The organism is Pseudarthrobacter raffinosi (assembly GCF_023913835.1).
Classification (GTDB): domain Bacteria; phylum Actinomycetota; class Actinomycetes; order Actinomycetales; family Micrococcaceae; genus Arthrobacter; species Arthrobacter raffinosi.
The window spans coordinates 22,347-47,863 of the sequence record NZ_JAMXBG010000028.1; the positions used below are offsets into that span (position 1 = coordinate 22,347).

At 59.4% G+C, this 25,517-nt stretch carries 22 protein-coding genes and 1 pseudogene; 13 read left to right on the forward strand and 10 right to left on the reverse strand.

Going from position 1 to position 25,517, the window contains the following annotated elements:
- Positions 1–29: 29 nt before the first annotated feature.
- The 5 genes from NG697_RS19555 (at position 30) to NG697_RS19575 (ending at position 6,208) form a co-directional block, all read left to right on the forward strand.
- Entirely contained in the window at positions 30–1,031 is a 1,002-nt protein-coding gene (locus tag NG697_RS19555) for a LysR family transcriptional regulator (protein ID WP_252609238.1), read from the forward strand.
- Between the two features lie 294 nt (positions 1,032–1,325).
- Complete coding sequence (locus NG697_RS19560) at positions 1,326–2,618, forward strand: hypothetical protein (RefSeq protein ID WP_252609239.1); 1,293 nt, start codon at positions 1,326–1,328, stop codon at positions 2,616–2,618.
- A gap of 363 nt (positions 2,619–2,981) precedes the next feature.
- On the forward strand, positions 2,982–3,527 hold the full coding sequence (locus NG697_RS19565) for a tripartite tricarboxylate transporter TctB family protein (protein ID WP_252609241.1): 546 nt from the start codon (positions 2,982–2,984) through the stop codon (positions 3,525–3,527).
- A 9-nt stretch (positions 3,528–3,536) separates the two neighbouring features.
- Positions 3,537–5,090, forward strand: a complete 1,554-nt coding sequence (locus NG697_RS19570) for a tripartite tricarboxylate transporter permease (protein WP_252609243.1) — start codon at positions 3,537–3,539, stop codon at positions 5,088–5,090.
- A gap of 104 nt (positions 5,091–5,194) precedes the next feature.
- Positions 5,195–6,208, forward strand: coding sequence for a Bug family tripartite tricarboxylate transporter substrate binding protein (locus tag NG697_RS19575; protein ID WP_252609245.1), 1,014 nt, complete (start codon positions 5,195–5,197; stop codon positions 6,206–6,208).
- A 188-nt stretch (positions 6,209–6,396) separates the two neighbouring features.
- On the opposite strand, the gene NG697_RS19580 is transcribed toward NG697_RS19575, so the two are convergent.
- Positions 6,397–6,855, reverse strand: a complete 459-nt coding sequence (locus NG697_RS19580) for a transposase (protein ID WP_252609247.1) — start codon at positions 6,853–6,855, stop codon at positions 6,397–6,399.
- Between the two features lie 159 nt (positions 6,856–7,014).
- On the opposite strand from NG697_RS19580, the gene NG697_RS19585 reads away from it, so the two are divergent.
- The 5 genes from NG697_RS19585 to NG697_RS19605 all read left to right on the forward strand — a co-directional run bounded on the left by NG697_RS19585 (position 7,015) and on the right by NG697_RS19605 (position 12,354).
- A complete protein-coding gene (locus tag NG697_RS19585; protein ID WP_252609249.1) occupies positions 7,015–8,103 on the forward strand; it encodes a tartrate dehydrogenase in 1,089 nt (362 codons plus the stop codon).
- Positions 8,104–8,368: 265 nt separating this feature from the next.
- Complete coding sequence (locus NG697_RS19590) at positions 8,369–9,346, forward strand: NAD(P)H-quinone oxidoreductase (RefSeq protein ID WP_252609251.1); 978 nt, start codon at positions 8,369–8,371, stop codon at positions 9,344–9,346.
- A 188-nt stretch (positions 9,347–9,534) separates the two neighbouring features.
- Positions 9,535–9,837 (forward strand): 3-hydroxyacyl-CoA dehydrogenase NAD-binding domain-containing protein, encoded by a 303-nt coding sequence (locus NG697_RS19595; protein WP_252609253.1) that lies wholly within the window; start codon positions 9,535–9,537, stop codon positions 9,835–9,837.
- Between the two features lie 86 nt (positions 9,838–9,923).
- Positions 9,924–10,979 carry a hypothetical protein gene (locus NG697_RS19600; protein ID WP_252609255.1) on the forward strand — a complete coding sequence of 352 codons (1,056 nt, stop codon included), beginning with the start codon at positions 9,924–9,926 and terminating at the stop codon, positions 10,977–10,979.
- Positions 10,980–11,298: 319 nt separating this feature from the next.
- Positions 11,299–12,354 (forward strand): PDDEXK nuclease domain-containing protein, encoded by a 1,056-nt coding sequence (locus NG697_RS19605; protein ID WP_252609257.1) that lies wholly within the window; start codon positions 11,299–11,301, stop codon positions 12,352–12,354.
- Here NG697_RS19605 and NG697_RS21440 read toward each other — a convergent pair.
- From NG697_RS21440 to NG697_RS19640, 8 genes are all read right to left on the reverse strand, one after another.
- On the reverse strand, positions 12,280–12,492 hold the full coding sequence (locus NG697_RS21440; RefSeq protein WP_374209954.1) for a transposase: 213 nt from the start codon (positions 12,490–12,492) through the stop codon (positions 12,280–12,282). The genes NG697_RS19605 and NG697_RS21440 overlap by 75 nt on opposite strands.
- A gap of 30 nt (positions 12,493–12,522) precedes the next feature.
- Positions 12,523–13,077 carry a hypothetical protein gene (locus tag NG697_RS19610; RefSeq protein WP_252609259.1) on the reverse strand — a complete coding sequence of 185 codons (555 nt, stop codon included), beginning with the start codon at positions 13,075–13,077 and terminating at the stop codon, positions 12,523–12,525.
- Positions 13,034–14,164 carry a glycoside hydrolase 5 family protein gene (locus NG697_RS19615; RefSeq protein ID WP_252564143.1) on the reverse strand — a complete coding sequence of 377 codons (1,131 nt, stop codon included), beginning with the start codon at positions 14,162–14,164 and terminating at the stop codon, positions 13,034–13,036. Before NG697_RS19615 ends, NG697_RS19610 begins: the two co-directional genes overlap by 44 nt.
- Before the next feature lie 33 nt (positions 14,165–14,197).
- Entirely contained in the window at positions 14,198–15,166 is a 969-nt protein-coding gene (locus NG697_RS19620; RefSeq protein ID WP_252609261.1) for an ABC transporter permease, read from the reverse strand.
- Positions 15,147–16,715 (reverse strand): sugar ABC transporter ATP-binding protein, encoded by a 1,569-nt coding sequence (locus NG697_RS19625; protein WP_252609263.1) that lies wholly within the window; start codon positions 16,713–16,715, stop codon positions 15,147–15,149. The genes NG697_RS19620 and NG697_RS19625 overlap by 20 nt, the downstream gene beginning before the upstream one ends.
- Positions 16,716–16,764: 49 nt before the next feature.
- Positions 16,765–17,931, reverse strand: a complete 1,167-nt coding sequence (locus NG697_RS19630; protein WP_252609265.1) for a substrate-binding domain-containing protein — start codon at positions 17,929–17,931, stop codon at positions 16,765–16,767.
- A gap of 446 nt (positions 17,932–18,377) precedes the next feature.
- Complete coding sequence (locus NG697_RS19635; protein ID WP_252564135.1) at positions 18,378–19,262, reverse strand: alpha/beta fold hydrolase; 885 nt, start codon at positions 19,260–19,262, stop codon at positions 18,378–18,380.
- Between the two features lie 48 nt (positions 19,263–19,310).
- Positions 19,311–20,474: a substrate-binding domain-containing protein gene (locus tag NG697_RS19640; protein ID WP_252564133.1), complete on the reverse strand. Its 1,164-nt coding sequence runs from the start codon at positions 20,472–20,474 to the stop codon at positions 19,311–19,313.
- A gap of 272 nt (positions 20,475–20,746) precedes the next feature.
- Between NG697_RS19640 and NG697_RS19645 the strand changes: the two genes are divergently transcribed.
- Both NG697_RS19645 and NG697_RS19650 read left to right on the forward strand, forming a co-directional pair.
- The gene (locus NG697_RS19645; protein ID WP_252609267.1) at positions 20,747–21,949 is read left to right on the forward strand and encodes an ROK family protein; all 1,203 of its coding nucleotides are present in this window, start codon (positions 20,747–20,749) and stop codon (positions 21,947–21,949) included.
- 844 nt (positions 21,950–22,793) lie between these two features.
- Positions 22,794–22,951, forward strand: a pseudogene (locus tag NG697_RS19650) (IS110 family transposase); the annotation flags it as partial.
- A 607-nt stretch (positions 22,952–23,558) separates the two neighbouring features.
- Here NG697_RS19650 and NG697_RS19655 read toward each other — a convergent pair.
- Positions 23,559–24,662: an oxidoreductase gene (locus NG697_RS19655; protein ID WP_252564130.1), complete on the reverse strand. Its 1,104-nt coding sequence runs from the start codon at positions 24,660–24,662 to the stop codon at positions 23,559–23,561.
- 225 nt (positions 24,663–24,887) lie between these two features.
- On the opposite strand from NG697_RS19655, the gene NG697_RS19660 reads away from it, so the two are divergent.
- Positions 24,888–25,313, forward strand: coding sequence for an ArsR/SmtB family transcription factor (locus NG697_RS19660; protein ID WP_256470924.1), 426 nt, complete (start codon positions 24,888–24,890; stop codon positions 25,311–25,313).
- The last annotated feature ends 204 nt before the right edge of the window (positions 25,314–25,517 follow it).

Here is a 25,517-nt window from a genome sequence, read left to right on the forward strand (position 1 = left end):
TTCATGCCGCAAACTTTGGTGACTCAAGCTTGCATGCCAGGATCCATATACGTCCAATACTCAAAGTATACTCTTCTTATGCATTTTACTTATCAACCGTTGAGGAGCTAGCCATGGAAATCAGGCATTTGGTCGGTTTCATTGCTACTGCCGAGGAATTGCACTTTGGGCGGGCTGCCGCCCGCCTTCACATGGCCCAGCCGGCACTGAGCCAGCAGATCCGCCAACTGGAGAAGGAGCTCGGTGTGGAGCTGTTTCACCGGAACACCCGCTCCGTAGCCTTGAGCGAGGCTGGCCATGCCTTGCTGGGGCCGGCGCGACAAGTCATCGTGGCGGTTGACATGGCCAAACGGGCCGCCGTTCTTGGAGCTTCAGAAATTGTGGGCCGGGTGGTGATTGGTTTCGCAGGGGCCAGCAGCCGCAACGTTCTGCCGCTGTTGGCTCGGGCGGTCCGTGCCGAACAGCCAGGTATCGAATTGGTTCTGCAGGGACAGACCTATGCGGGTACGGCACTGGCGGAAATTGTGGCGGGACAGGTGGACATCGGGTTTTGCCGCCTCCCCGTGATGAATCCTGCAATAGCAACGAGGATCTTCAACTACGAGAAGCTGGTTGCAGCCTTGCCGTCGGACCATCCGCTTGCGGCGCAGGAAACGCTAAACATGTCGGACCTGGCAGCGGAACCGTTCGTCACATTTCCGGGCAATCGTGGGTCAAGCGTGCGTGATGCTTTGGTCCATGAGGCGCTGAATGCGGGCTTCACGCCCCGGATAATGCAGGAGGCCCCGGACTCCTACACGATCCTCAGCCTCGTGGCCGCTGGAGTGGGTGTCACCATCACTGTTTCTTCGGTTCAGCACATTGATACGCCCGGGCTGGTTTACCGTCAGCTGAGCGGAAACATCCCGGATCTCGCCGCCGTCCTGGCATGGCGCAGGGACAACTCATCGCCAGCGGTTCAGGCCGTTCTGGATATTGCGGAACGGGTCTTGCCCACGCCGGAGAAAGCGGCAAGACCAAACGATTCATAACCACGTTCTCTGGGTCACGCACTGCAGGGCCGGAACACGTATACGGTCGTGTTTATCGGACCGTTTGTGAGGCCAAAATTCCAGGCTCGGGGCGACGTCACTCGCTCTGTCGAGGGGTTCTAAAGCCGGCGCCGTCACTCTGCGCCCGGTTACCGTCCGCCTTGCGAAGTCCACTATGGTTAGCAACAGCCAGCCTGGGCAGCGTAGAAGAATCCACTGATTCCGCTGTCCGAGATCCCCGCGGCAGCTCACTTTTAAAGCGCGGGAGGTGCATTCCTGGGAGGAGGGAGAATCATGTTTAGCCGCCGGCGAATTTTTGGTCTACTGCTGAATCTCCTGCTGGTGGCCGTCAGCGTATCGCTGTTCGTGCCCCAAGCCAGCCAGGTTGCAGGAGCGTTAATGATCTGTGGTGCCACTGTAGGCATCACCATGGTGTCGGCGCCGGTCCGTTTGGTATCAGGCATCTTGATTGGTGTAGGCGGAGCCGCGTATTCTGTGGCGCTGGCCCTTGGCCACTCTTTCGATCCGACGGAATTGCTGGCGGTGAATCAAACATTGATTGGCATGATTGCCGCAGTTTCATTCCTGCAGCTCATCACGCGGACGGAAGGCCTCGCGCAGCCCCGCCTTTCCGGCCGCGCTGCTGTCTGGCGAACCACCGGCGTCGTGCACCTGCTTGGCTCGGTAATCAACATCACCGTTGTCGGCTCGGCCGCCGATCACCTGCGCCGTCGCAAACCCTTGCAAATGACAGATGCGTTACTGGTCTCGCGCGCATTTTCCACGGGTTCATTCTGGTCACCGTTTTGGGCGGCATCCGCGGCTGCTCTTATCTACGCACCGGAAGCGGAAATCCAAATTATTATGGTGTGCGGCGCAGCCTTGGCGGGGGTGGCCATTGCGTTCACTTCGGAGTCTGCCGCGCGGCGCCTGGGTGAGCGGCTCGTGGGATACCAGGGCTATGCGCTGAGCCGGCAGTTGCTTGAAGTCCCCGCGGCCATGGTGGTTCTGATCGTGCTGCTGCATTTGCTGGCGCCGGAAATTCCCGTGGCAAAACTTGTGCTGGTGTGTTCCCTCGCTGTCACTGCCGTAGTTCTAGTGGTCCGTGGATACCGGCGCGGGTACCGACAATTCAGAGAACACGCAGCGCACCACATCCCCAAGCATCACGGTGAACTTACCCTGTTCGCTTCCGCGGGGTTATTGGCAGTGGGCTGTGAAGCACTGCTGTCTGTGACCTCCGTGCGCATGCCTGTCGAGGTGTTTGGCGCGTTTGAAGCCTGGCTTTGCATTGTGGTGATGGTAGCGCTCGCGCTGGTAGGAGTGCATCCGGTTGTCTCGATGGCCGCGCTGGCTGCACTTGTTGCCCAGTTGGATCCCGATCCAACTCTGTTTGCCTTGGCAACAATGATCGGGTGGGGCTGCTCCATACCGGTGGGACCCCTGTCCGGGTTGCTGCTGCATCTTGGCGGCAGATATGGCCTGGACGCTTTGGCAATAGTGCGTGGAAACCTTCCGTACCTTGTCTTCGTCACCGGCATGGCCTACCCAACACTGCTCCTATGCGAAGTCCTTGTCCGAAGCTGACACGCCGTAACTACCCCACTGGTTATAAAAAATTCCTCCGACTCTTGTACGAATTGAGTATTGGACTTTATGGGTAGGGGGCTGGCAATCTTAGTGACAACAAGAACCCTGGTGATCCATATCACGTGGCTCACCAACCGCACCTTGGCAAGTCCGCTTTTGCCTGCTGGGCAGTAGCCGCGGTCTTCACACCAAGGGACGGGGTTGTAGTCGTCAAGCTCGAAGGAACAAGAGATGTCAAAGACGCCATGCACTGCCCTCGGTTGGCTGTGCAGCCCGCTGGTCGATGACCGTCGTTGGGTACCCCGCTCGGCGGACCGGAGGCAGCCGCTGATCAGTGCGGTGCTTGAAGGGCGGTGCTAGGTGACGTCCCGAAACAGTCATGTAGGCGGCTCAGGAGACCAGGATCCACTTGCCGTTAATCTGCCGTCCGAAGAGGCCGCTGCACTGTGGGAACAGGACAAGCCGCCGGCGGCCGGACCGATGGCGAACGTGTCCAGCGCGGTGCTGGTGGGCGCCATTGGGCTAAGTTGCATGGCGGGAGCCCTCGCGCTGGGTCTGGGGACGCCGTCGGAGCCCGGCAGCGGTATGTGGCCGTTCATTCTCTCCGTCGTTTTGATCTCCCTCTCGGTGGCTCTGGCACTATTGGCGCGGCGCATTACCGACGTCGAGAAATTTTCCGGCGCCAGTTGGGCGGTTCTTGCGGGTACGGCAGGTCTTGTGGCCTTCGTGTTTCTGCTTCCCGTGATTGGTTTCGAGATTCCGTCTCTAGTGCTGACTTTCGCCTGGCTTCGGTTTCTCAGCAAGGAGACGTGGCGAATGTCTTCGTTGCTCAGCGTGAGCATCGTCGCTGCTTTCTACGCGATCTTCGTCCTCCTACTTGGCGTTCCATTGCCGCATTTGTTTTAAGGAACTGATATGGACTTTCTCGATCCGATGATTAATGGATTCGGCGTCGTCTTGCAGCCGGTAAACCTGCTCTACTGTTTTATAGGGGTAGCCATTGGGATGCTGATCGGCGTGCTCCCCGGGCTCGGACCTACCGCCACGATTGCCATCCTGCTGCCGTTGAGTTACGGCATGGAACCGGTGACGGCCATCATCATGCTGGCAGGAATCTACTACGGTGCCCAGTACGGGGGGACCATTACTTCGGTATTGCTCCGGCTGCCGGGGGAGGCCTCATCTGTGGTGACGGTTTTCGACGGTTATGCCCTCGCCAAACAGGGACGAGCGGGCACTGCGCTCGGTATTGCAGCCATCGGATCTTTTATCGGTGGCACCTTGGCAATTTTCGGCCTAGCGCTATTTGCTCCGATCGTAGCTAGGTACGCTTTAGATTTCGGTCCGCCTGAATACGCCGCAATGACAGTTCTTGGTGTGCTCCTGGTCGCAACCGTCGGCAATGGCCACAAGCTGAAATCCGTCATTGCAGCCACAGTCGGACTGTTACTGGCGACTGTAGGCCGCGACATCTTCACAGGCGCTCCACGGTTCACCTTCGGCAACTTGGCACTCATGGAAGGCATCGGCTTTATTGCCATCGCGATGGGGGTCTTCGGCCTCGGCGAGATTATCTATAACATCGAACAGCGACACCAGAGGGTCTCAGTCCCCGCCAAAGTGGCCAACGTCTGGCCGTCTGGTAAGGATCTCAAGCAGGCATCCGGCGCCATGGGACGCGGCTCGGTTCTTGGCTTCGCACTGGGAGTCCTGCCGGGCGGCGGGGCTACGTTATCGTCCATGGTCTCTTACTCCATTGAGAAGCGGCGTGCAAAGAACCCCGAAAGGTTTGGCCGCGGAGCCATCGAAGGCGTTGCCGGACCGGAGACTGCAAACAATGCGGCAGCAACGTCGTCGTTCATCCCACTTCTCACCCTGGGTATCCCAGCGAACGCCACCATGGCCATCATGCTTGGCGCTCTCCTGATCCAAGGGATCACCCCCGGTCCGCAGCTCGTCTCCGAACACCCAGACCTGTTCTGGGGAGTAATCAACTCGATGTTCATCGGGAACATCCTGTTGCTGATAATGAGCATCCCCCTCGTTGGAATTTTCGTTAAAATCCTCCGGGTGCGTGAAGGCATACTCGCGCCTATTACCGCGCTGATCACGTTACTGGGTGTCTACACGATCAGTAACAGCATCTTCGACATGGTGCTGGTAATCGTCTTCGGCGTCCTCGGTTATCTGATGAAGAAATTCGGCTTTGACGCCGGGCCGCTGGTGCTGGCATTTGTTCTCGGCGGGTTGCTCGAAAGTTCAGTTCGCCAGTCGATGAGGATTTTCGACGGCGACGCTACCGGGTTTCTCACACGCCCAATCTCGGCTACATTGATCGTGATGTTTTTCATCGTGGCACTTTTGCCGGCTATCCAGAAATTGTGGAAGCGCCGTCGCCTCCAGCTTTCTAAAAAAACAGAACCTGCGACTGATGAAAAAACGAAAGTGGAGTCAACCAAGATTGACTGACTTCACCAGATGCCGGGAAAGTGCGGCATAGATGTTAGGGCGGTCGAAAAAACTTTTATTACTCATAAGACAGTTCTTCAAACGGAAAATATAAGGGGAATGCATTGAAAAGAAAGACTATAGCTCCGGCGCTCGTCATGGCTCTCGCTTTGGCGGGGTGCTCCGGGTCCAACCTGGGCGGTTCCCAGGCAGACTCGGCTGCTTCCGGGTCCAGCGGCTGTGAAGGCGATGATTTTCCTTCAAAGACGATAGAAATCGTTGTCCCATATGCTGCAGGTGGTGGAACGGACACCGTTGCAAGGGCGCTGGCAGATGCCGCTAAGGAATATCTCCCGAACAAACCATCGGTCATTGTGACCAATAAACCGGGCGCTTCTTCTACGCTTGGTATTGCCGCAGTTGCCAACGCAAAACCGGATGGCTACACCTTGGCCGCGGTCACGAGTACGGGTCTGGCCATACAGCCTCACCTGCCGGAGACGCCATACGAAGTGGACGACCTGCAGCCCGTGGTGCAGGCAGTATCGTCACCGCAGGTCCTTCTTGTAAAGAACGATGCGCCCTGGCAGACCATCGATGAGTGGCTGAAGTACATGAAAGAGAACCCGGGGTTCAAATACGCTAGCGCTAATACTCTTGGTACCGCCAGCGTTGCGATGACGGCGCTGTCATCCGCTGCCGGTATCGAGACGAAGAACGTCCCTTTTGAAGGCGCAGCCCCATCTGTAACTGCGCTGCTCGGCGGGCATGTTCAGGGCGCGGCAGTACAGTCCTTTGAAGCGATGGCACAAATGAAGGCCGGTACAGTGCGCGCCCTCGTTAACGTCGGCAGCAGCCCGATCAAGGGGTACGAGGATGTACCGCTCGCTTCGGAGGTTTGGCCAGACGTGGAATATGACGTATTTACAGGATTGGCGGCGCCGGCAGGGGTCTGCGAAGAAAACCTCAAGATTCTGGACAAGGCATTTTCTCAGGCTCTGGAAAATCCCAAGGTGATCGAGCAGTTCGCGAACATCGGTGTAGAGCCCGCGTATGCCGGGCCAGAGGACTTTCGTGAAATTATCAAGACTTCCCATGACAAGATCGGCGCAATAGTCGAGGATACTAAGACGCCGTAACTACATTCAGCAGCCCAGTCGGAACCGATCGAGAATGTTCGATTGACTTCGCCCCAGGGATTGATTGAACTTTTGAAGTATCTGGTGTCGCGGCGGCCCGTGTATGCGGCCCGCCGCGACTCTGTATTTTCCGCCCGATGACACTATTTGAAGGCGTCGCATCAACTGCCGTAACAGGCCCTTCCTATTTAGGCATGGATGGTCTGTTTCATCCGGTACGGTCGGTGGCCGTCGGCGGCGGGTAGACATCTGATTCTGTAGCTGGGGAAATTGCGGAAACCGCGTGCGATTCGGCGGGTGGTTTCGATAATGCCGTTGTTCGTTTTCGTGGGTCCGTTGAACGATCCGTTGGTGTCGAAGTAGGCCAAGATCGCCGTCTTCCATTGTTTGACCGTGCGGGCGAGGCGGGCGACTTCGGGGATCGGGCAGGGCGGGAATGACGCGATGACCTCGTTGACGAGTTCTCGGCCCCGTTCCGGTCTGACTGTTAGATGTTGCTGAGCTTCTGGTAGCACTGCCAGGCAAGGGTAACTTCTAGCCGGGGTCCCGGCCGCGAGTTTCACGACGTGAAACGCGTACAGGACCGTGATGGTTTCGGGCAGTCGGGAGATCTGTTCAAAGAACTTCAGATAATCTACGTTGCTCAAATTTACCTTCAGTTTGGGGGCTTTCCAGCCAAGGCATTATTGCTCTCAGAGAAAGAGGTGTCCTACAGTTCTTCATCCATACACTGGTGTGAGAGAAGCGCAACGCACCACTCGGTGCCAACAGGCCTTGCACCTTTGCCCCAACAAGAAAGTCCCACCATGACAGAGACCCACAAAATTGCCGTAATAGCCGGTGACGGAATCGGGCAGGAAGTTGTCCCCGAGGGGGTCAGGGCACTCAAAGCCGCGGCAGAAGCCTTTGACTTCAAGCTGCAGACCACAGTCTTTGACTATGCCAACGGCGATTACTACCTCAAGCACGGAAAGATGCTTCCCGAGAACTGGTTCGATCAGCTCGGCGGCTTTGATGCCATCTTCTTCGGCGCCGTTGGCTCCCCGGAAACCGTCCCGGACCATATCTCCTTGTGGGGAAGCCTCCTGCAGTTCAGACGCCACTTCGACCAGTACGTCAACCTGCGCCCCGTGAAGCTACTGGCCGGCGTCAAGAGCCCTCTGGCGGACCGGGTTCCCGGGGAAATTGATTTCTACGTCGTCCGGGAAAACACCGAGGGTGAGTACTCCAGCATTGGCGGCAGGATGTTCGAAGGGACCGACCGGGAGACCGTCCTCCAGGAGACAGTCATGACCAGGATCGGGGTGGACCGCATCCTCAAATACGCGTTCGACCTCGCCGCCAGCCGTCCCAAGAAGCACCTGACGTCGGCAACCAAGAGCAACGGCATCGCGATCACCATGCCGTACTGGGACGAGAGGGTCGACGTGATGGCGCAAAACTTCAGCGACGTCAGGACCGATAGCTACCACATCGACATCCTCACAGCGAACTTTGTACTGCATCCCGAGCGGTTCGACGTGGTCGTGGCTAGCAACCTCTTCGGAGATATACTCTCCGATCTGGGACCGGCGTGCACGGGAACTATCGGCATCGCACCCAGCGGCAATATCAACCCAGAGCGCCGGTTCCCGAGCCTCTTCGAACCTGTCCACGGATCAGCCCCCGACATCGCTGGAAAGGGCATCGCGAACCCCATCGGCCAGATCTGGAGCGCATCAATGATGCTGCAGCATCTTGGCGAGGGCGCCGCGGCTGCCGCGGTGGTGCGCGCCTTCGAGAACGTCCTTGCAAGGGGGGACCTCTCGCTCACGCCTGACCTGGGCGGCAGCGGCACCACCGCACTGCTCGGGAAGACCATCGCCGACGAAATCCGTGCCGTCGCCGCCGGATGACCGCGTAGAGGACCAAGGCGGTGAGTCTTTGGACCTGCTCGGCCAGGTTGGCGACCTCGACCAGCCATGGAGCCCGAAGACATCGCCAACAGCGTGCTTCATTTTCTCGACGATCGATCCGGTTTTGTCACTGGCCAAACACTGTACGTGTGCGGGGGAAGACGGGGGCAGTGCAGGAATCTGATTTCCCGGTCCCACGCTCGAAATCCAAGAACAACGCTCTCCGGGCCGAAACCCGGGCTGCAGGCACTTACTGGAGGTCCAAATGAGAGCAGTGCGCGCAAGTAAGCCGGGAGGTCCGGAAGTACTTGAAATTTACGAGATCCCCATTCCTGTTCCTGCCCCCGGCGAGGTGCTCATCGACGTGGCTGCCGTCGGGCTCAACCGCGCAGACACACTGCAGCGCGAAGGCAACTACAAGCTTCCTGCCGGGGCCAGTGATGTCCTCGGCCTGGAAGTATCTGGCACCATCTCGGCTCTCGGGGATGGAGTCTCACATTTTTCCGCGGGCGATGAAGTTGTCGCACTCCTCATCGGCGGTGGCTATGCGGAGCACGTCGCCGTTCCTGCAGGCCAGGTTCTGAAGGCTCCGGGCGGCATTGACCTGGTGAGTGCTGCAGCCCTGCCAGAAACAATGGCCACCGTATATTCCAACCTTTTTATGTCGGCGCGGCTCGCTTGTGGCGAGACAGTACTGATCCATGGCGGAGCAGGCGGCATAGGAACCACTGCCATCCAGCTGGCGAAGGCCTTCGGAGCCAACGTAGCCGTCACGGCAGGATTGCAGGAAAAGCTGGATGCGGCTGCGGGCCTGGGCGCTGACATCCTGATCAACTACAACGACCAGGACTTTGTCGCCGAAATCAAAATAGCTACGGCCGGGCGGGGCGCCGACGTCATCCTCGACGTGGTCGGTGCAAAGTACCTGTCCCGCAATATCGACGCCCTGAACTTTTCCGGCCGACTTGTCGTCATCGGCCTGCAAGGCGGAGCGAAAACCGAATTCGACATCCGCTCCCTGATGGCCAAGCGCGCCAGTGTGATCGGCACGCTGCTGCGATCGAGACCCGTCGAAGAGAAAACGGCCATCATGGCCGCTCTGGCCGAGCACGTCTGGCCGCTCGTGGCTGCAGGTACGGTCGAGGTGCCCGTAAGCAAGACCTTTCCCCTCGCGGAGGTGGCTGCCGCCCACAGCTACTTCGACTCGGGCACCCATATCGGCAAAGTACTACTTACGGTCTAGCCGTAGAGACGGCCATGGGATCACGTGTAGCGTCCAAACGTTGCGACCCGGCCGGACCGAGGTGAACACTGACGCCGCCTCCATGATCACCGGGCACACACGCTTGCCATAGACGGGAGGCTACACCATCCGTTAAAACGATCCGGTCCATCCGATCTGCCCGAACCATCTTTCCTAGGAGGATCTTCATGACAAGCATAGACACCATTAGAACCGCCCGCCGTTGTCGGCTCGGGCTACATGGCCAGGGAATCGCCCAAGTCCTGGCGATGCATGGCTACAAAGTCGCGCTGGGCGACGTCGACGGTGAGACAGCCGAGCGGGCGCATGTCCGTCTCGTCGAACAGGCTCGGGGGTTCGAGGCCCGCGGGCTGTTTCCGGAAGGGGCCTCCGAGGTCATCGGGGGAAACCTCGCCGCTGCCGGCAGCATAGAAGAAACCGTGGCCACGGCGGACTACATCGTCGAAGCCGTTCCCGAAGAACCCACATAGAAGGCCGGTATCCTCCGCAGGATCTCGGCCGCCGCACCGCCCACTGCGCCGGATCCCTCCAGAAAGAGAAGGCACTGCGGAAGCTCATGCCTGAGCCCATCCGCGCAGACGAAGCCTACGAACGCGGCGCGGTCACCAACTACACCCGCGACGAGAACGCACCCCGCGTCCAGGCAGCCGATCAGATCCTCCGCCGGATCGAAGCAGAGCAGATGCTGCGCCGCCGACTGCCCGAACCCGCGGCCACGGCCACGGCCCCGGACGGCCTGCCGGCATGGATGGCCCCAGCCGACGTCATCACCCACCAGGACACCCCGGCCCTATGGCGCAAGGAACTCGAAGGACGCCGCGAAGTCATGTCCCAGGAGGTCAACCGGCTCGGATCCCAGCTGGCCGCAGAACCGCCGGCATGGGCCAAAGCACTCGGGCCCGTACCGTCGGACACGCAAAAGCAGCAGCAGTGGCGGGACCTGGCTGTGGAAGTCAAGTCCTTCCGCGACACCTACCGGATCCCGGAAACGGAAACGACAGTCCTGCCCGCCGAGTACACCGAAAAGGGAACCGGTGCCGAGCTGGCCGCCCGCGTGACAGCCATGCACAAATACTCCGCACAGACCGCGAAGGAGCCGCTGTCGCCCGACGACGCCAAGCTCATGGCCGAGGCCGCCGAGGTCCAGGCAACGGTGGCCACCGAGCTAACTCCGGCAGAGCGTGTCGTGGACGTACTGCGCGAGGAACGCTCCCAGGACGTCACCCTGACGCCGGAGCAGGAACGGGATGAACACGTTGCCGCTACGGCCCGCAAGGTCCGGGAGAACCTGAAAGCACGCCAGAGTGAACAGGCGCCGGAGCAGGCTCCGGAAGCCGTTAACGAGGCGTTGAAGGACATTGCCTCACGCAGGGAGGCAGAGCGCTCCACCGGCGAAGCTGCTGGCGAGGAAGCCAACAAGTCATGGCAGGACCGGTTGGCCGCGGCACGACAGAAGCAGCCTGCGGCCAGCCATGACTTTGCCGAGAAACTGGCCCAGATCCGTAAGGCCCAGGAAGACCAAGTCGCGGAGGAAACACAGCGGAAGGCTGCACGCCGCGGACCCAGCGCCGGACCCGAACAAGGCCGCCGCGGCCCCACGCTAGGACGCTGACCTGTTCGCCGAATTGATCAGAGCCAAAAAGAAGTGCGCGACGCAGACACAGCGACGAACATTCGACCCTTGGCCTGATGAACAGCGTGCCATGGTCCAACTTCGAACAACAGGCCCGGAAGTCAACAGCGGACAAAAGCCCACAGAACAGAAGACACCCACGACTGGCGCCTGCGCCAAGCCCGGCTCCTGCCCAGCAGGCCGTCTGCGATCAGCAGCAGGCTGACCGGTCGCGCCGACCGTCCTGGGGTGGCGCTGCGTAACGGAGGACCGCCAGTATTGCCGTTTCGGGCGGCCCTTGATCGATAGGATCAAACGCATGACTGACGCACGTGACCTCGCCCTCCCCACCGGCTACACCGACCTCCTTGGCGAGCTCAAGAACCGCGTCCGCGCCGCCCGCACACAGGCGCTACGGACCGTCAACACCCAACTCATAGCGCTGTACTGGTCCATCGGAAACGACGTAAGTGCACAGCAGGACATCCAGGGCTGGGGGAGTGGTGTCATCAAAAGACTGGCCGAGGACCTTCGTGCGGAGTTCCCCGAGATGAAGGGATTCTCCCCCCGAAACCTCCAGTACATGACCACCTTCGCCAAAGCCTGGACGGGGACCTCAATTGCGCAACAGGCTGTTGCGCAATTGCCGTGGGGCCACATCACTGTGCTACTGGACAAGGTCAAGAGCCAGAAGGACCGGAACTGGTACGCATCGGCGGCGGTCGAGTACGGGTGGTCCCGCAACGTCCTGATGAACATGATCATGAACAAGACCTTGGAACGCACAGGAGCAGCACCCTCGAATTTCGCGCAACAGCTTGTTGCGCAAGACTCCGAGCTTGCTCAACAGGTGGCGAAGGATCCCTACAACTTCGAATTCCTCGGCCTCTCCGGTGAAGTGGCGGAACGCGACCTCGAAAATGCCCTCACCAGCAGGATCACCGAAACCCTCCGAGAACTGGGCCCAGGATTTGCCTTCGTCGGCCGCCAGGTCCACTTCGATGTTGACGGGGACGATTTTTACGTAGACATGCTGTTTTTTCACATCGAGCAGCTCCGGTACGTCGTCATCGAACTTAAGACCGGCAAGTTCCAGCCCGAATTCGCCGGGAAACTCAACTTCTACGTCGCCCTCGTGGACGACGTGCTCCGACGCGACCACCACAACGAAACCATCGGCATCCTCATCTGCGGCACTAAAAATGACCGCAGCGTCCGCTACAGCCTCGGGCGCTCCACGTCACCCATGGCCATTGCCGCCTACACGTTCGACAAACTTCCCCCGGCCGAACAGAAAGCACTACCCAACGAGGGACACATTGTCGCCGCCCTCGAATGGGCCGAACCGGACTCCGAGTTGATACAAAGCGACTAGAAAGGCTTCGCCGGTCGGCATTTGCTCCATGCCAATCCCCAGTTCCGGCGCAACCGAAGCCGGCGAACGTCCCGAGGAGATCACCAGCGCAACGGCATCGGCTTTGAACTCATCGGAATAGGTTGGTCGAGCAGACATGGGCACAATCCTTTCAAACTGTGTCTCACATCAGTAGTACACCTCAGACTTTGGTTCGACGGTTTCGAAAGTACTCAGGTCACCGCCGGTGTTGGCCAGAAACGTGGCGCCCGGCACGGGCCCGAATCCGGGCATGCTCAGCAGGATCTCCGCATCGATGCTGTTGATCTGCTCGGCCAGACGAACGACCAGGGCCGAGCCTGTGCTCTGGGTTGGCAGGACTGTGTGCTGGGCGTTCGCGGCGTCGACGGCTTTTACTGCCATGGCGACGCTGTTCCGGCAGCCACGTTTCCTCAGCCATCCCGTGAGCCGGGTCAGTCCGATCCGGCGGATGCCCTCCGGGGTTTGGTAGCCGCCCAGGAGGATCAGGGGCGCCTTCTTGGAGTAGTCGAACGCCCGCTCGAGTGCCGGGAAATATTCCAGCAGTGTGGCCCGGAGGCGGTTTATGGACCGGACCCGGTCACAGATCAGGTCGGTGCGGCGGGCGGTGAGCAGGCGCAGGTTACTTTGATTTCTTGCATCTCTTGTATCGCTTTCTGTATCAGCGTTCGCCGACGGCTGCTTGAGCCTTCTCGTTTGCCTCACGGATCTGGTCTGTCATGTCTGTGTAGAACTCGTCGTTGGGGTCCTTGACGCCCCAGCCGCGGCCGAGATTTTCGATGTAGCCGCACCAGTGCCATCCGATGATCCACGGTTCGGCGGCGACTCGAGCCAAGCCGTTGGCGTAGTCTGCACCGCGTTCGGCCTGGGTCTCCATATCGCTCGTGCGGTGCGGGTTCATCTCCGTGGGGACCCAGTTGCCGATGTCTGCGATCACGACCGGCTTGCCCGTGAGCTCGTGCCAACCACGGAGGTCTTCAATCATCGTGGAGTACTCTTCGTCGGACTTTCCGGTGAAGTACTGGACGGAAAGAACATCGATGAAAGGGACCATTGCGCGCAGGGCTGCTTCTGGGATGCCTTTATTGCCGTTGTACCGGTCCCCGAGGATCAGGTGGTTGGGGTCGTAGCGCCGGATGGCCTCGGTGATTGTTTTGTAGTACTGCGTGGCCACGTCGAACAGTTTATGATCGTGTTCTTCTTGCGTCAGGCCCTCGAATCCGGGCCAGAATCTGCCGGCAGCGTGGGGCAGCCAAGCGGGAATGTCAACGAGAAAGTAACCGATGAGGTTCGTGCTGTTCTTGTGATCGGACACCATACGGCGGGCTATCCAGTCGGCATACTTCTGGAAGTCTTCGCCAAAGACGTCCCTGAACGCCGGGTGGCCGTTCCAGTCTTCAATCTCTTGCGCACGGATCTGCACAACGTACGGGAATCCGGAGTCAAGTAGATGCTGGTCCGGCCACGGGGAGGAGTGGCCCAGATCGACCGGGTCGCCGAACCAGTCCAGCGCTTCCCCCCATCCGCCGCTGATGTACTGGGAGGTCCAACCGATGGTATTGAAGTTCAGTTCTTGCAGATCCCGGACAACTCCCTTGGTCCAGGCTTCGCGTGTGCCGTACTTGCGCTCGAAGATTTCTACGTTGTGCGGGTAGCGAAGGTCAGAGTCGTCCAGGTGGTTGAGCGCGAGAGAGATGAACGGCTTGCCCTGGGGGTCGATGAAGCTCCAGGCTCCGGTCTCGTTCTGACCTACCTGAAAGAACGAACGGGGTGCCGATGTATTTGATGACATTGCTGGTGATTTCCCTTCGATTTCTTGGCGCTGTTACTTCTTGCTGAGCGAAACGGCAGCGATGATGATGAGTCCCTTGATGATCTGCTGGACCGAGGAATCCACGCCCATGAGTACAAGGCCGTTGTTCATCATGCCGATGATCAGGGAGCCTGCGAGGGCGCCGATAATGGTGCCGCGCCCACCGAAGAGGCTCACGCCGCCAAGGATCACTGCCGCGATGACGTCAAGTTCGAGCCCGACGCCGACGTCGGGACGTGCCGCGTGGGCTATTCCGGTGAAAAGGAGGGAGGACAGTCCGACGAGCCCGCCGGTGATGACAAAGGAAAGGATGATTGTGCGCTGGGTGTTTACGCCCGTGAAGCGGGCTGCCTGGGGGTTGCCTCCGGTGGCGAAGACCCGCAGGCCGAAGACGCTTTTATGGAGGATTATGACCCCGAGGGCAACGATTACCACCGTCCAGACGACGGCTATTGGAATTCCAAGGATGTTGCTGTCACCGAAGATGCTGAAGAACGGACGATTAGCGATGAGCACAGGTCGCGTATCTGTGATGATCAAGGCGATTCCGCGTGCAACACCAAGCATGCCCAACGTTACGAGGAAGCTGGGCACCCCTAATTTGACGGTAAGTAAGCCGTTGATGAATCCAAATATCACTCCCACCGCAATGGCGGCCAGCGCTCCCAGGAGCCAGAAGTTGGAGATGTACTGCAGGGCTAGGCCGGAAACCATTCCACACAGGGCGAAAACGCTGCCTACTGAGAGGTCGATCTGTGCGTTGACGATGACAAAGGTCACACCGACGGCGATGATCGACACGATGGCTGTCTGTCGGCCGACGTTGGCGAAGTTCTGGGCGCTGAAGAACACCGGAGAGGCGATCGAGAAGAACGCCACCAACGCCACCAGTGCGATGTAGACAAAATATTCGCGGATGAAATTTCCCGCTGATCTGCCGCTCCACAGCGGCCGCACAAATCTAGTATTGGTCGCGCTCATGGCTCTCTAGAACCCTCTCGTTGAGTCTTGAATAGATATATTGATCAGTCGTATCGCTTGTTACTTTTTCCGGCTCGCTCATCGAGGTGGACGTCATGAAGTAGATTTCGTCGCAAAGTTCCTGAAGCTCGACGAAGTCCGACGAGGCAACAACAATTGCGGCCCCCTCTTCTGCGAAGCGATGAATCACCCGGTAGATTTCCTGCCTCGCCGCCACGTCGACGCCCTGTGTCGGCTCGTCCAGGAGAAGCACCTGCATCCCTGGTTGCATCCATTTGGCGAAGACGACCTTCTGCTGGTTTCCGCCGGACAGGGACTGTACAGGGCTGTCGATGGAGCTCGTCTTCACCTGGAGCGTGTCCACCAGTCCGTGAATCAGTGTGCGCGCGGCCTTGTTGTCGACCAGCCCGCCTTTACGCAAGGCCTTGTAGTGGGCGAGCGTTAGGTTACGTTGGATCGAGTGCTGCAGGATTATGCCGGACCGGTGCCGGTCCTCGGGCACCAGTGCGACCCCTGCATGCAATGCTTCCCACGGGTGCTTAAAACGCACGAAACGACCATCGAGCGTGATCTCTCCTGCTGTGCCCCGGCGCACACCTCCGATCGTTTCCAGCAGCTCTGTCCGCCCCGTTCCGATCAGACCGGCGATGCCGACAATCTGACCGGCAGAAGCCGTGAAGCTGATGTTGGAGAACCGGTCGCCCGCCAGACTTGAAACCTGCAGTTTCGGCCCGGACGACGAAGTGGTCGTCAGCTCCGGGTGCGTGTAGCGGTCGAAATCCTCCTTCGCCGGGCCGGGCTCATCCGGCTCGGTCCCAGTGATTTCGCGGACCAGAGATTGCATCTCCATGTCGGCTACGTCCGCCGTAAGTACTTTCCGCCCGTCTCGGATGATCGTCACGCGATCGGCGAGTTCGAACACTTCGGTCAGGCGGTGAGTAACGTAGATAATGCCCACGCCGGATTTTTGAATGTCCCGGATGCTCTTGAAAAGCAGCAGTTGGTCCGCTTTAGTCAGGGTGGATGTGGGCTCGTCGAGCACGAGCACGCGGGCGTCACGGTGTATGGCTTTGGCGATCTCAACGAGTTGCCGCGATGCCACCGAGAGGTTTTCGACCAGTTCTTCCGGGGGCAGATGAAGGCCGAGGCTGTCGGTGAGTTCCTTCGCGATGCTGTTCATTTTCTTCTTCTGAACGAGTCCGAGCGCGTTACGGATTTCGTTGCCGAGGAAAATGTTCTGAGCCACCGAGAGGCACGGAACGAGGCTCAATTCCTGAAAGACGGTCGCGATGTCAGAGTGGGAGCGTTCCCGCCCGTCGACCTCAACCGTTCCTTCGTCTTGGGGCTGCACCCCGTCAAGGATCTTGATGAGTGTCGACTTACCGGCTCCATTGGGGCCGAGAAGGGCATGGACTTCACCCGCCCGCAACTCAAAGTCGACGTCCTTGAGAGCGTATATTCCGTTGAATGCTTTACTTACTCCCTGGGCTACGAGAACGGTTTCACCTGCGGGGTGTTCGACTGGAATCGCTTCGGCGTGAGCATTCATGCCCTTATCCTTCCTGTAGTCCGCGTACGGTTTCTGGTCATTTGAATTGCTAGCCGCAGATGCCTGAAGACTTGCAGGCGTCGAGGACTTCCTGTGGCGGCTTCGTGTGGAAGATCGACTCATAGCTCTTAAGCAGGTTGCCGGGAGTCACAGCCACAGGGGGAAGGGCAACCCAGGCAGGGACCTTGTTCCCGATGAGTGCGTTGGCCGCGGCCAGCGCTTCCGCTACTCCCTGGTCATACGGCTGTTGGGCACCGATCGCTTTGATGTATCCGCCGCTGGCCATTTCCACCGCAACCTCTGTTCCCAGGTCGATGGTGGTGATAGGGATGTTCACGCCCGCGTTCCGGAGGGAAGCAACGGATTGCATTGCCGGGGAGTCCCAGATGACGAACAGGCCCTTGACGTCCGGGTTGGCGGTCATGAAGTTGGCAGCAACGGGCCCGACCGCGTTGGTGTCTGTGAAACTGACGGTCTTTACCTTGACGTCGGGGCGGTTTTGTTTGAACCACTCCGTGACACGCAGGGTGCGTTGGTTCGTAGTGTAAAAGTCCACACCGTAATCCACGATCCCGGCGGCGCCGTTTTGCGGAATGTACTTGGAGAGCCCCGCAGCCGCAATTTCGCCGTTGCCCTGATTATCCGGAGCAACCACAGCCTGGTAGTCGGCAGGATATGTCAGGCCGGACGCCGGCATGTGGATGAAGATCAGTTTGATGCCGGCAGCCGCAACCTTTTTATACGTCGCGGCTGTGGCCACATCGTCCGTGGGGATGCTGATGATGGCATCAGGCTTCTTCGTGATGAGGTTTTCAAGGTCAGATATCTGCTGCTGGACTTTGAACTTCGCATCGGTCACGCCGACGACCTGCACGCCGAGGCCGGTGAGTGTTTTCTGAATGCCTTCGATGGTCAAACGGGACCAGTCGATGTCCATGGTGTTCATCGAGATGCCCACAGAGAACTTTCCGTCAGCGACCTTCTTTTTGTCCGCGTCGCTGAGTTGGAGTTTGTCGACGAGGGCTGGTTCCTCACCGTTCTTTCCCTTGCCGACGATGCCGGCCGGGGCGATCGATGCGGCATCTACCACGACAGCTTTCCCGTCGGAAGCGCTTGATGTGCCGTCGGAGGCGTCGGACGAGCATCCTGAAAGGAGGAGCGCGAAGGCGGTGAGCAGACCTGCGCCTGCGGCAATTCTCTTCTTACTGCGTGTCATGATCCGTGTTTTCCTTCTCTTGTGGGCAGGCCTGGTGCGGGATGCGCATTACCCGGTGAAATCCGGTGTGGGTTGGGTAAAAAGATTCTTGAGGTCATTCCTACTGATTTCGGCTGCCTCTCGAGGATGGCCGTCATAGTAATCAAGTTCCACCATGAGTCAGCTGTCGTAGTCTGCTTTCCGAATGGCCCCGACAATGCCCGGGAAACGGCCATGTCGCCGTTGGTGCGATAATCACATCCCTGACGCTGGTGACGCCGCCTGGGGCGGCTACGCCGCCGCCCAGGCAATAGCCGGATAGCCGACTTTCGTCGCAACCTCCACGGAGAGAGGACACGGACTGGGCCGCGTCACTGCCAATGGCCCGGAATGGGGTCAGGCCGTGGTTCGAGGTGTTGCGGGCGCAGAGCCGCCGATTGCTGCTCCGTTCTGTGCCCGAGCGGAAGTTATTCGCGACCGAAGAAGTCCAGGTAGGCTGCCGCCAGGGCCTCAGGGTCTTCTTCTGCAAGCTGGTGCCCCCACGGCAGGATGACTCCGCGAACGTCTTCAGCGACTTCTCGCATCTGCCGCTCGTTGTCTGCGCCGATAAAGTACTCGCTTCCGACGGCCAGCACGGGCATTTTAAGTTTTGTCTTTGCTGACTCGCGGTTCTGATCAGCATCATCGAGTGTTGCGCGGTAAATCGCGAGCATGCTCCTCAATCCACCAGGCGACGAGTAGCAGCGCACGTACTCGTCCAGAGCGTCAGGGGTGATGGCCTGCGGGTTGTGTGTTTCATGTTTGATGAAGTAATTGAAGTACTCCCGTTCCTTACCTGTGATCAACAGTTCCGGGAAGTCAGGGACGCTGTAGAAGTTGATGTGCCAGAGCCAGACATAGGTGCTGACGTTTTCACGGGTGAGGAAGGAGTAATCTTCGAGCCCGAATCCGGGGAGGATCATCTCCTGGTATACGAGCTTCTTGACCCGCTCAGGGTACTGAGCTGCGACCTGGTAGGCGGTCGAAGCCCCCCAGTCTTCTCCGACGAGGTTGAAGGTCTCGTATCCGAGGTGTGTGGCCAGCTGTGCGATGTCCTCTGCCATATTCTTCATGTCGAACCCGTCCTGCGGGTGCTCCGAATCGCCGAGGCCCCGAAGGTCTGGGGCGATGACCGTGTAGTACGGGGTCAGCAGCGGGATGACGCGGCGCCAGTGGTAGGAGGTCTTCGGCACCCCGTGCAGCAGAAACAGCGGTTCACCTTCACCGGCGATTGTGTAATGCAGCCGCACACCGTTGACGAATGCTCTACCGTGCTTAGCGGGTACTCCGTTGTGGTCCTGAATGATTTCCACGATTACTACTCCTTTGTTGTGCTTGTGGTCAGTACAGTGGGGCAGCGATTATTTGCTGCCGTTAGTGGCTTGGCTGGCTTTGACGAGCTCAGCAGGAGGGTCCTGGTGGTAGACCTGTTTCCAGGCATCCAGGACGTTGTTCTGGAGCACCGGAACCGAAGGAAAGGCAACCCAGTTAGGGACGCTGCCGCCCAGAAGAACCTTGATGGCCATATCTGCTTCAGCAAGCCCCTGGTCGTAGGGCACCTGAGCGCCTAGGGCTTTGATATTTCCGCCTGTTGCCAGATCCATGGCAACGTCGGATGCAATATTGACTGCGGTGATCGGGACGTTTTTGCCCTGGGCGCGCAACGCCTGGTCAATGCCCACGGCGGGGACTTCCCATTCCGTGAACATTCCCTGCACATCAGGGTTGGCGGTGAGGAAGTTTCCGGCGTCCTTCCCGGAGTTCGCGGGATCGAGGAATTCGGTGGTCTTGATCTTTATATCGGATCGGTTCGCCTTCATCCAATCAACGAATCCCTTCATGCGTTCCTTAGTCACGAAGAAATCGACACCGAAGTCCAGCACGCCGACTGTGCCGCCTTTCGGGATGAACTTGGCGAGGGCCTGAGCGCAGACTGCGCCGTTTCCCTGGTTGTCGGAGGACACCATGCCCTGGTAGTCGTCGGGATACTTAAGTCCCTTGGGGACGTTGTCCATCATGATCAGCTTGATACCCGCGGCGCCAATCTTGCGGTAGGCCTCGGCTGTTGCCGTGTCATCAACGGGGATGCTGATAATGGCGTCAGGCTTCAGCTGGATCATGTTCTCGATGCCGGAAACCTGCTTGGTGACATCAAAGTTGGGGTCAACAACACCGATCACTTCTGCGTTGTATTCCTTGAGCCGGTTCTTGATCGCCCGTACCTGCTCGGTCGACCATTCGATGTTCATGGTCTGCATCACAATGCCCACGCGGAACTTGCGTTCCCTTGCCTTAGCTACTTCGTCGTCAGTCAGTTTGATCTGATCGAGAGTGCCTGACTTGACGCCGTTCGGACCCAGGCCGACTATTCCGCTGGGTATGAGCTCTTTGGCGGTGACGTTGGCCAGCGGGTCTCCCGATCCGGTGGACCCGGCACCACCGGATCCAGTGTCCGAGCTACATCCGGTGAGTAGTGAAGTGATTGACGCCAATGCGACCATAGCGACTGCGGCTGATCTTCTCATGTTCTAGTTCCCTTTCAGGCGGTCTACGTTGACCAGGACCGTTGCCTCTCCCTGTCCCGGGCCGGGGACCCGTGGGACTCCTTAGGCAACTTATGACGAATATCGTCATTAGCTGTGAGCGTATCGGCTTCTTATGTGAGATGCAACACTTTATGTGGTGTGGGAGGCGCCTTTTCTCCATTGCTGTCGATGAAAGTTGCTGTAGTGTCGATCTATCCCAAAGAGTTTGGTGAGTACGCATCGCGGACCGACTGCCGCCTCAAGAAAGGATCATGATGATCGGGCGCAACATCCCCCCTGGCCTGGGCGCCAGCGAATTGTTCCAGCTACTGCGCGACGGTGTACCGCGCACCCGGAGCCAATTGGCGGCTTCCACAGGAGTGGCACGATCGACGATAGCTCTGAGGCTCGACGAGCTTCTCAGTCTCGGCATGGTCTCACCGGTCGGAGAGACTTCTTCCACAGGCGGCCGTCCGTCCGCCCTGGTTGCGATGAACCCAGGAGCACGCGTCGTGATAGCTGCCCAGTTCGGGGCAACCCAGGGTACTGTCGCCCTGATCGACGTTGGATCGACCGTCATCTCCGAGCACAAGGAGACGTTGGATATAGGCGTAGGACCAGTACCAGTACTTATTTGGTTCCTCGATGTGGCCGAGCGGCTACTGTATGAAGCGGGAAGACCAGAAAGCGACCTCGTGGCGATCGGGATCGGCCTCCCCGGGCCGGTTGAACATGAAAGCGGACGTCCGAAAAATCCGCCAATCATGCCCGGCTGGCACAACTTCGATGTACCGGCGTTCGTGCGTTCCCGCTTCGAGGTTCCAGTCCTCGTCGACAACGATGTCAATGTCATGGCGCTGGGAGAAAGAGCCGTCGCCGGCCCGGAAGCCGACTTTATGATCCTCGTAAAGGTCTCGACCGGTATCGGCTCCGGGATCATTAGCGAAGGGCAGTTGCAAAGAGGAGCACGGGGTACGGCCGGCGACCTCGGCCATATCCAACTCGCTGCCCACGACGACGCCCTATGTGCCTGTGGAAACTTCGGCTGCTTAGAGGCAATCGCCGGAGGCAGTGCCATTGCCACAAAACTGCGTGACCAGGGTCTCGATACACACTCCGTTCAAGACATCGTGACCGCAGCCATATCTGGAAATATGCTCGCCATACAAGCCCTTCGTCAAGCGGGGCGGGATATCGGAGAGGTTCTCACCACCTGCGTAACACTTTTCAACCCCTCGCTGATAAGCATTGGCGGCTCACTTGCCAATGCAGGGGAACACCTCATTGCTGGCATCCGGGAGGTCGTGTATGCACGGTCTAAACCCATCGCGACCGAGCACCTCTCGATCAACCGTTCAAAAGCCGGCGAAAAAGCGGGAGTTCTCGGCGCAGGGATCATGGCCATCGACTGCGCGCTGTCGCCTGAGGGGATCAACAGGATGTCAGAACGAAGCGGCGCCAACGCCGCCGTGTAGTGCAAGCCTGGACACCAGTTGATTGAGTCCGTTGGGGGTTTTCGAGGCGGGCGTCCGCAGTGGATCCTGAGGCGGGGGACTTCAGGGTTCTTGCCTTCGATCCAGACGACCGGCACCTCCGTCCGCGTGACTTCGATTGGACGCTTCCCGGCCACGCCGCATGACCACGGTGGGGCGCCCCGGCGCGGTCAGGGATACCGAGCGGCTCTACCTTGAAGCGAAAGGCACTCAGAGCAGGGGTGACTTGGTCATCGTTACGCGCAATGAGGTCTATCACGCCCGTCAGTATCCGGGGCTGTGCAGGATGGGCGTGTGGTCCGGGATGCGGATGACCACGGACGGGTTAGTGGATCCTAACGCGGGAACTTTCAGGATCCTTCCGTTCAATCCAGACGATGGGCAACTCCTCCCGCGTGACTTCGAGTGGACGCTTCCCGGCCACGCCAAGTGATTGACGACAGAGAGCGCCCGCCGTTGTCCGCGGGACGGCCGCCGCACCAAAGCCCCCATCAGAGGGGGAGCAGCACTTGGATGGTTTCTGAGGGGCGCTTCGCTCCGCCGTGGGGACGGAAAATTTGGCCGCGCCACGTCTCTTCCCCGGGATCTCTGGTGCTGCCAGACGCTCTCGGGACACACTTGATGTGTGTGTTTCGGTCGACCCCGATTCTTCTATGGTGCCGGTGAGCCTGTGGGCTAGTTTGGCGGTGGAGGGCACAGCTTTGTTGTCCGCGGGACCGTGGACTGTTGCCTTTGAGCACGAATGTCAGATTTGTTGGTTTACCCGCCCTCCCCGGAACGCATGCACCTTGATTCCTGCCGAAACGACTGGGAAGGGTGATCCGAGATGGAAGTGATCCACCCGCGGTGCGCGGGTATTGATATTCGAAGAAGGATGCGAAGGTCTGCGTCCGTGTCCAGGGCCGGGGGGCAAGGGCAACCGCGTCGACGGTCACGACCTGGGGTGCGATGACGGGACAGATCCTGGACCGCAAGGAACACCTGACCACCTGCCGGAACGCGTACTTCCTCTTTCCGCGCCACCCGCCACGAGGCACTCGCTGACTGGACATCGGCCGAGCTCGTAACCGGCACTTGGACCACACTCCCCGACGCCACCGGTCGTCCTGGAGTGCTGATCCTAGACATAAACAATCAAGCCACAGACGCGGAACTGGCCATCAAGAGTTCCGGCACAGGGACAAGCCTCAGTTATGGCTACCGCAATCCTGAGTCAACTGACGTCCTGAACTTCACCCGGCCCTAAACCGGAGATGCCTCGCATGCGGCAAAGCCCGCGATTCTAGTGCTTGTACCCTCAGGAGACCCGCCCTGCACAGTCACGTCACCTGCGCCGACGACGGCTGCGGGCTTGCCAGCCCGCGTCTGTGTAATTGTCCAGACACCGTCAGGACAAACTGAGCAGCGAGGAAGCTCGGATGTGTGGCGTGGCGCGGCGCGGGAGATGTGTTCACAGTCCAAGCAGTGCTTGCTTTGCCCCAGCTCCCGGATCGGGTCTCCTAGGTACTCGTCATTTAATGGCTCTAGTAGTTGCTGCCCTCGATCTGTTTCGTGCTGAACCGAACGGGCGAGGCAGGGGCACTGTGGAGGGTCAGGAGAGCAGTTCGAGCTCCCAGTCCTTGACGTCGGCCACCGGGGCAAACAGGCTCGCGTCCAGCTCATCGAGTGGCCGGCCGTTTTTGACCCGGTCAGGCCAGTCCCTGTTGCCCAGGGCCGCCTTGCCCAGGGCCACCACGTCGGCGGCGTGGTCAACCAGCATTGACACTGCAGTCTCGGGGTCATCCAGGTGGCCGTTGGCGATCACCGGCAGCCCGGAGTGCTGCTTGGCCAGGGCGGCCAGTGAAGGGCCCTGGTCGCCGAAGGCCGGGGCGTAGGCTTTGTACTCGGTGGTGTGGAGGAAATCGACGCCCGTGGCGGCCAGGGTGGAGAAGATCACTTCCGCTTCCTCGGCCCCGCCGGCCCACCGGTGGTCGTGGTCACTGACCTTGGACTGGGAAATCCGGATGCCGACGGTCATGTCCGGCCCGACGGCATCGCGAACGGCGCGGGCGATTTCCGCGGGGAAACGCACTCGGTTCTGCGCGGAGCCGCCGTACTCGTCGGTGCGAAGATTGAGGTAGTCCGTGAGGAACTGGTCCAGCAGGTAGCCGTTGGCGCCGTGTATTTCCACACCGTCGAACCCGGCCTCCTTGGCGCGCAGCGCAGCGGCTACGAAGCCCTGGCGAACTTCCTCCATCTGCTCACGGGTGATTTCCACGGGCACCCGGTAGGGGCCCTCGCCACGGTAGAAGTCCAATTGCTCCCCCTTGGGGGCGACCGCGGAAGGGCCGATCGTGCTGTCTCTGAAGCGGTTACCTTGCGCCTGCGACCCGGCGTGCATGAGCTGGGCGAATATCGTGGACCCGGCTGCATGGACGGCGTCGACGACCGTGGCCCAGGACCGGGCCTGATCATCCGTGGCAAGGCCAGGCTGGTACAAGTAGCCCTGGCTGTAAGCGCTGTCAGGGTAGATCCCTTCAGAGATTAGCAACGCGAAGCCGCCCCGGGCAAAAGCCTCGTAGTAGGAGACCATCTTCTCGGTCACCAGCCCATCCTCAGTTGCGCTGATACGGGTCATTGGGGCCAGGGCCACACGGCTGGCCAACTGCGTAGAACCGATCTGCAGGGGCGACCAGAGCGGGTTGAGGTTCGTCATGGTAATTTCCTTAGATTCGTGGACGGTGCCGGTCTTAAGCACTTACCCAATCGATTGGTATAGCCGGATGGCCGGTAACGAGTGAATTATGTGGACACTGACTTTGGTTGGGGGACTGAAGCGCTCACAGCTGGAGGCCAAGGTTTCCCAGCCTGAATGACATGCGCTCTATCCTAAGCCAAAAGGCAAGTACGACACCCTTCGTAGTACGAGATTTATCGTACAATGAGTTCAGAGTCAACGGGCAAAACCAGGGAGATCGATATAAAAGTGCGCACCCTTGCCCACCCCAGCCGGGGCGAGTTGCAGCTGGATGCGGTCCTTTCCGCTTTGTCGGATCCAATACGACGCCAGATTGTGAGTCAGTTGGCGGACGTCCCAGGCGAGCAAGCCTGCAGCGCCTTTCAGCTACCGGTCAGCAAATCAACCTCCACGCATCACTTCCGAGTTCTGCGCGAAGCCGGCGTGATCGAACAGCACTATAGGGGCACCGCCATACTCAACTCGCTGCGAGCAGCGGACCTCGAAGCGCAATTTCCAGGGCTGCTTCGGGCGGTCCTACAAGTCGGCATCAAGGAAGCACCATCTTCCGCCACTGCCACTGCCACCGCCGGCGAGTCGCAGGCCCGCCATCCCAACGCGAAGGCATAAAGCCTGCAGCGTCTCCCACGAGCTAGTTTCCGAACGCCGATAACGGACCTTATGTAAAGCTGAATCCGGCGAATCGCATCTGGTGCGAATTCGACGGACTTTGTCCTTTCTCAATTTAGTTGGCCATTTTCGCAACTTACCTGGCCACCTACGGATTTCTGGGGTTTGTCTCAGTTAATCTGGCCACCATGGATGCTGTTAGCC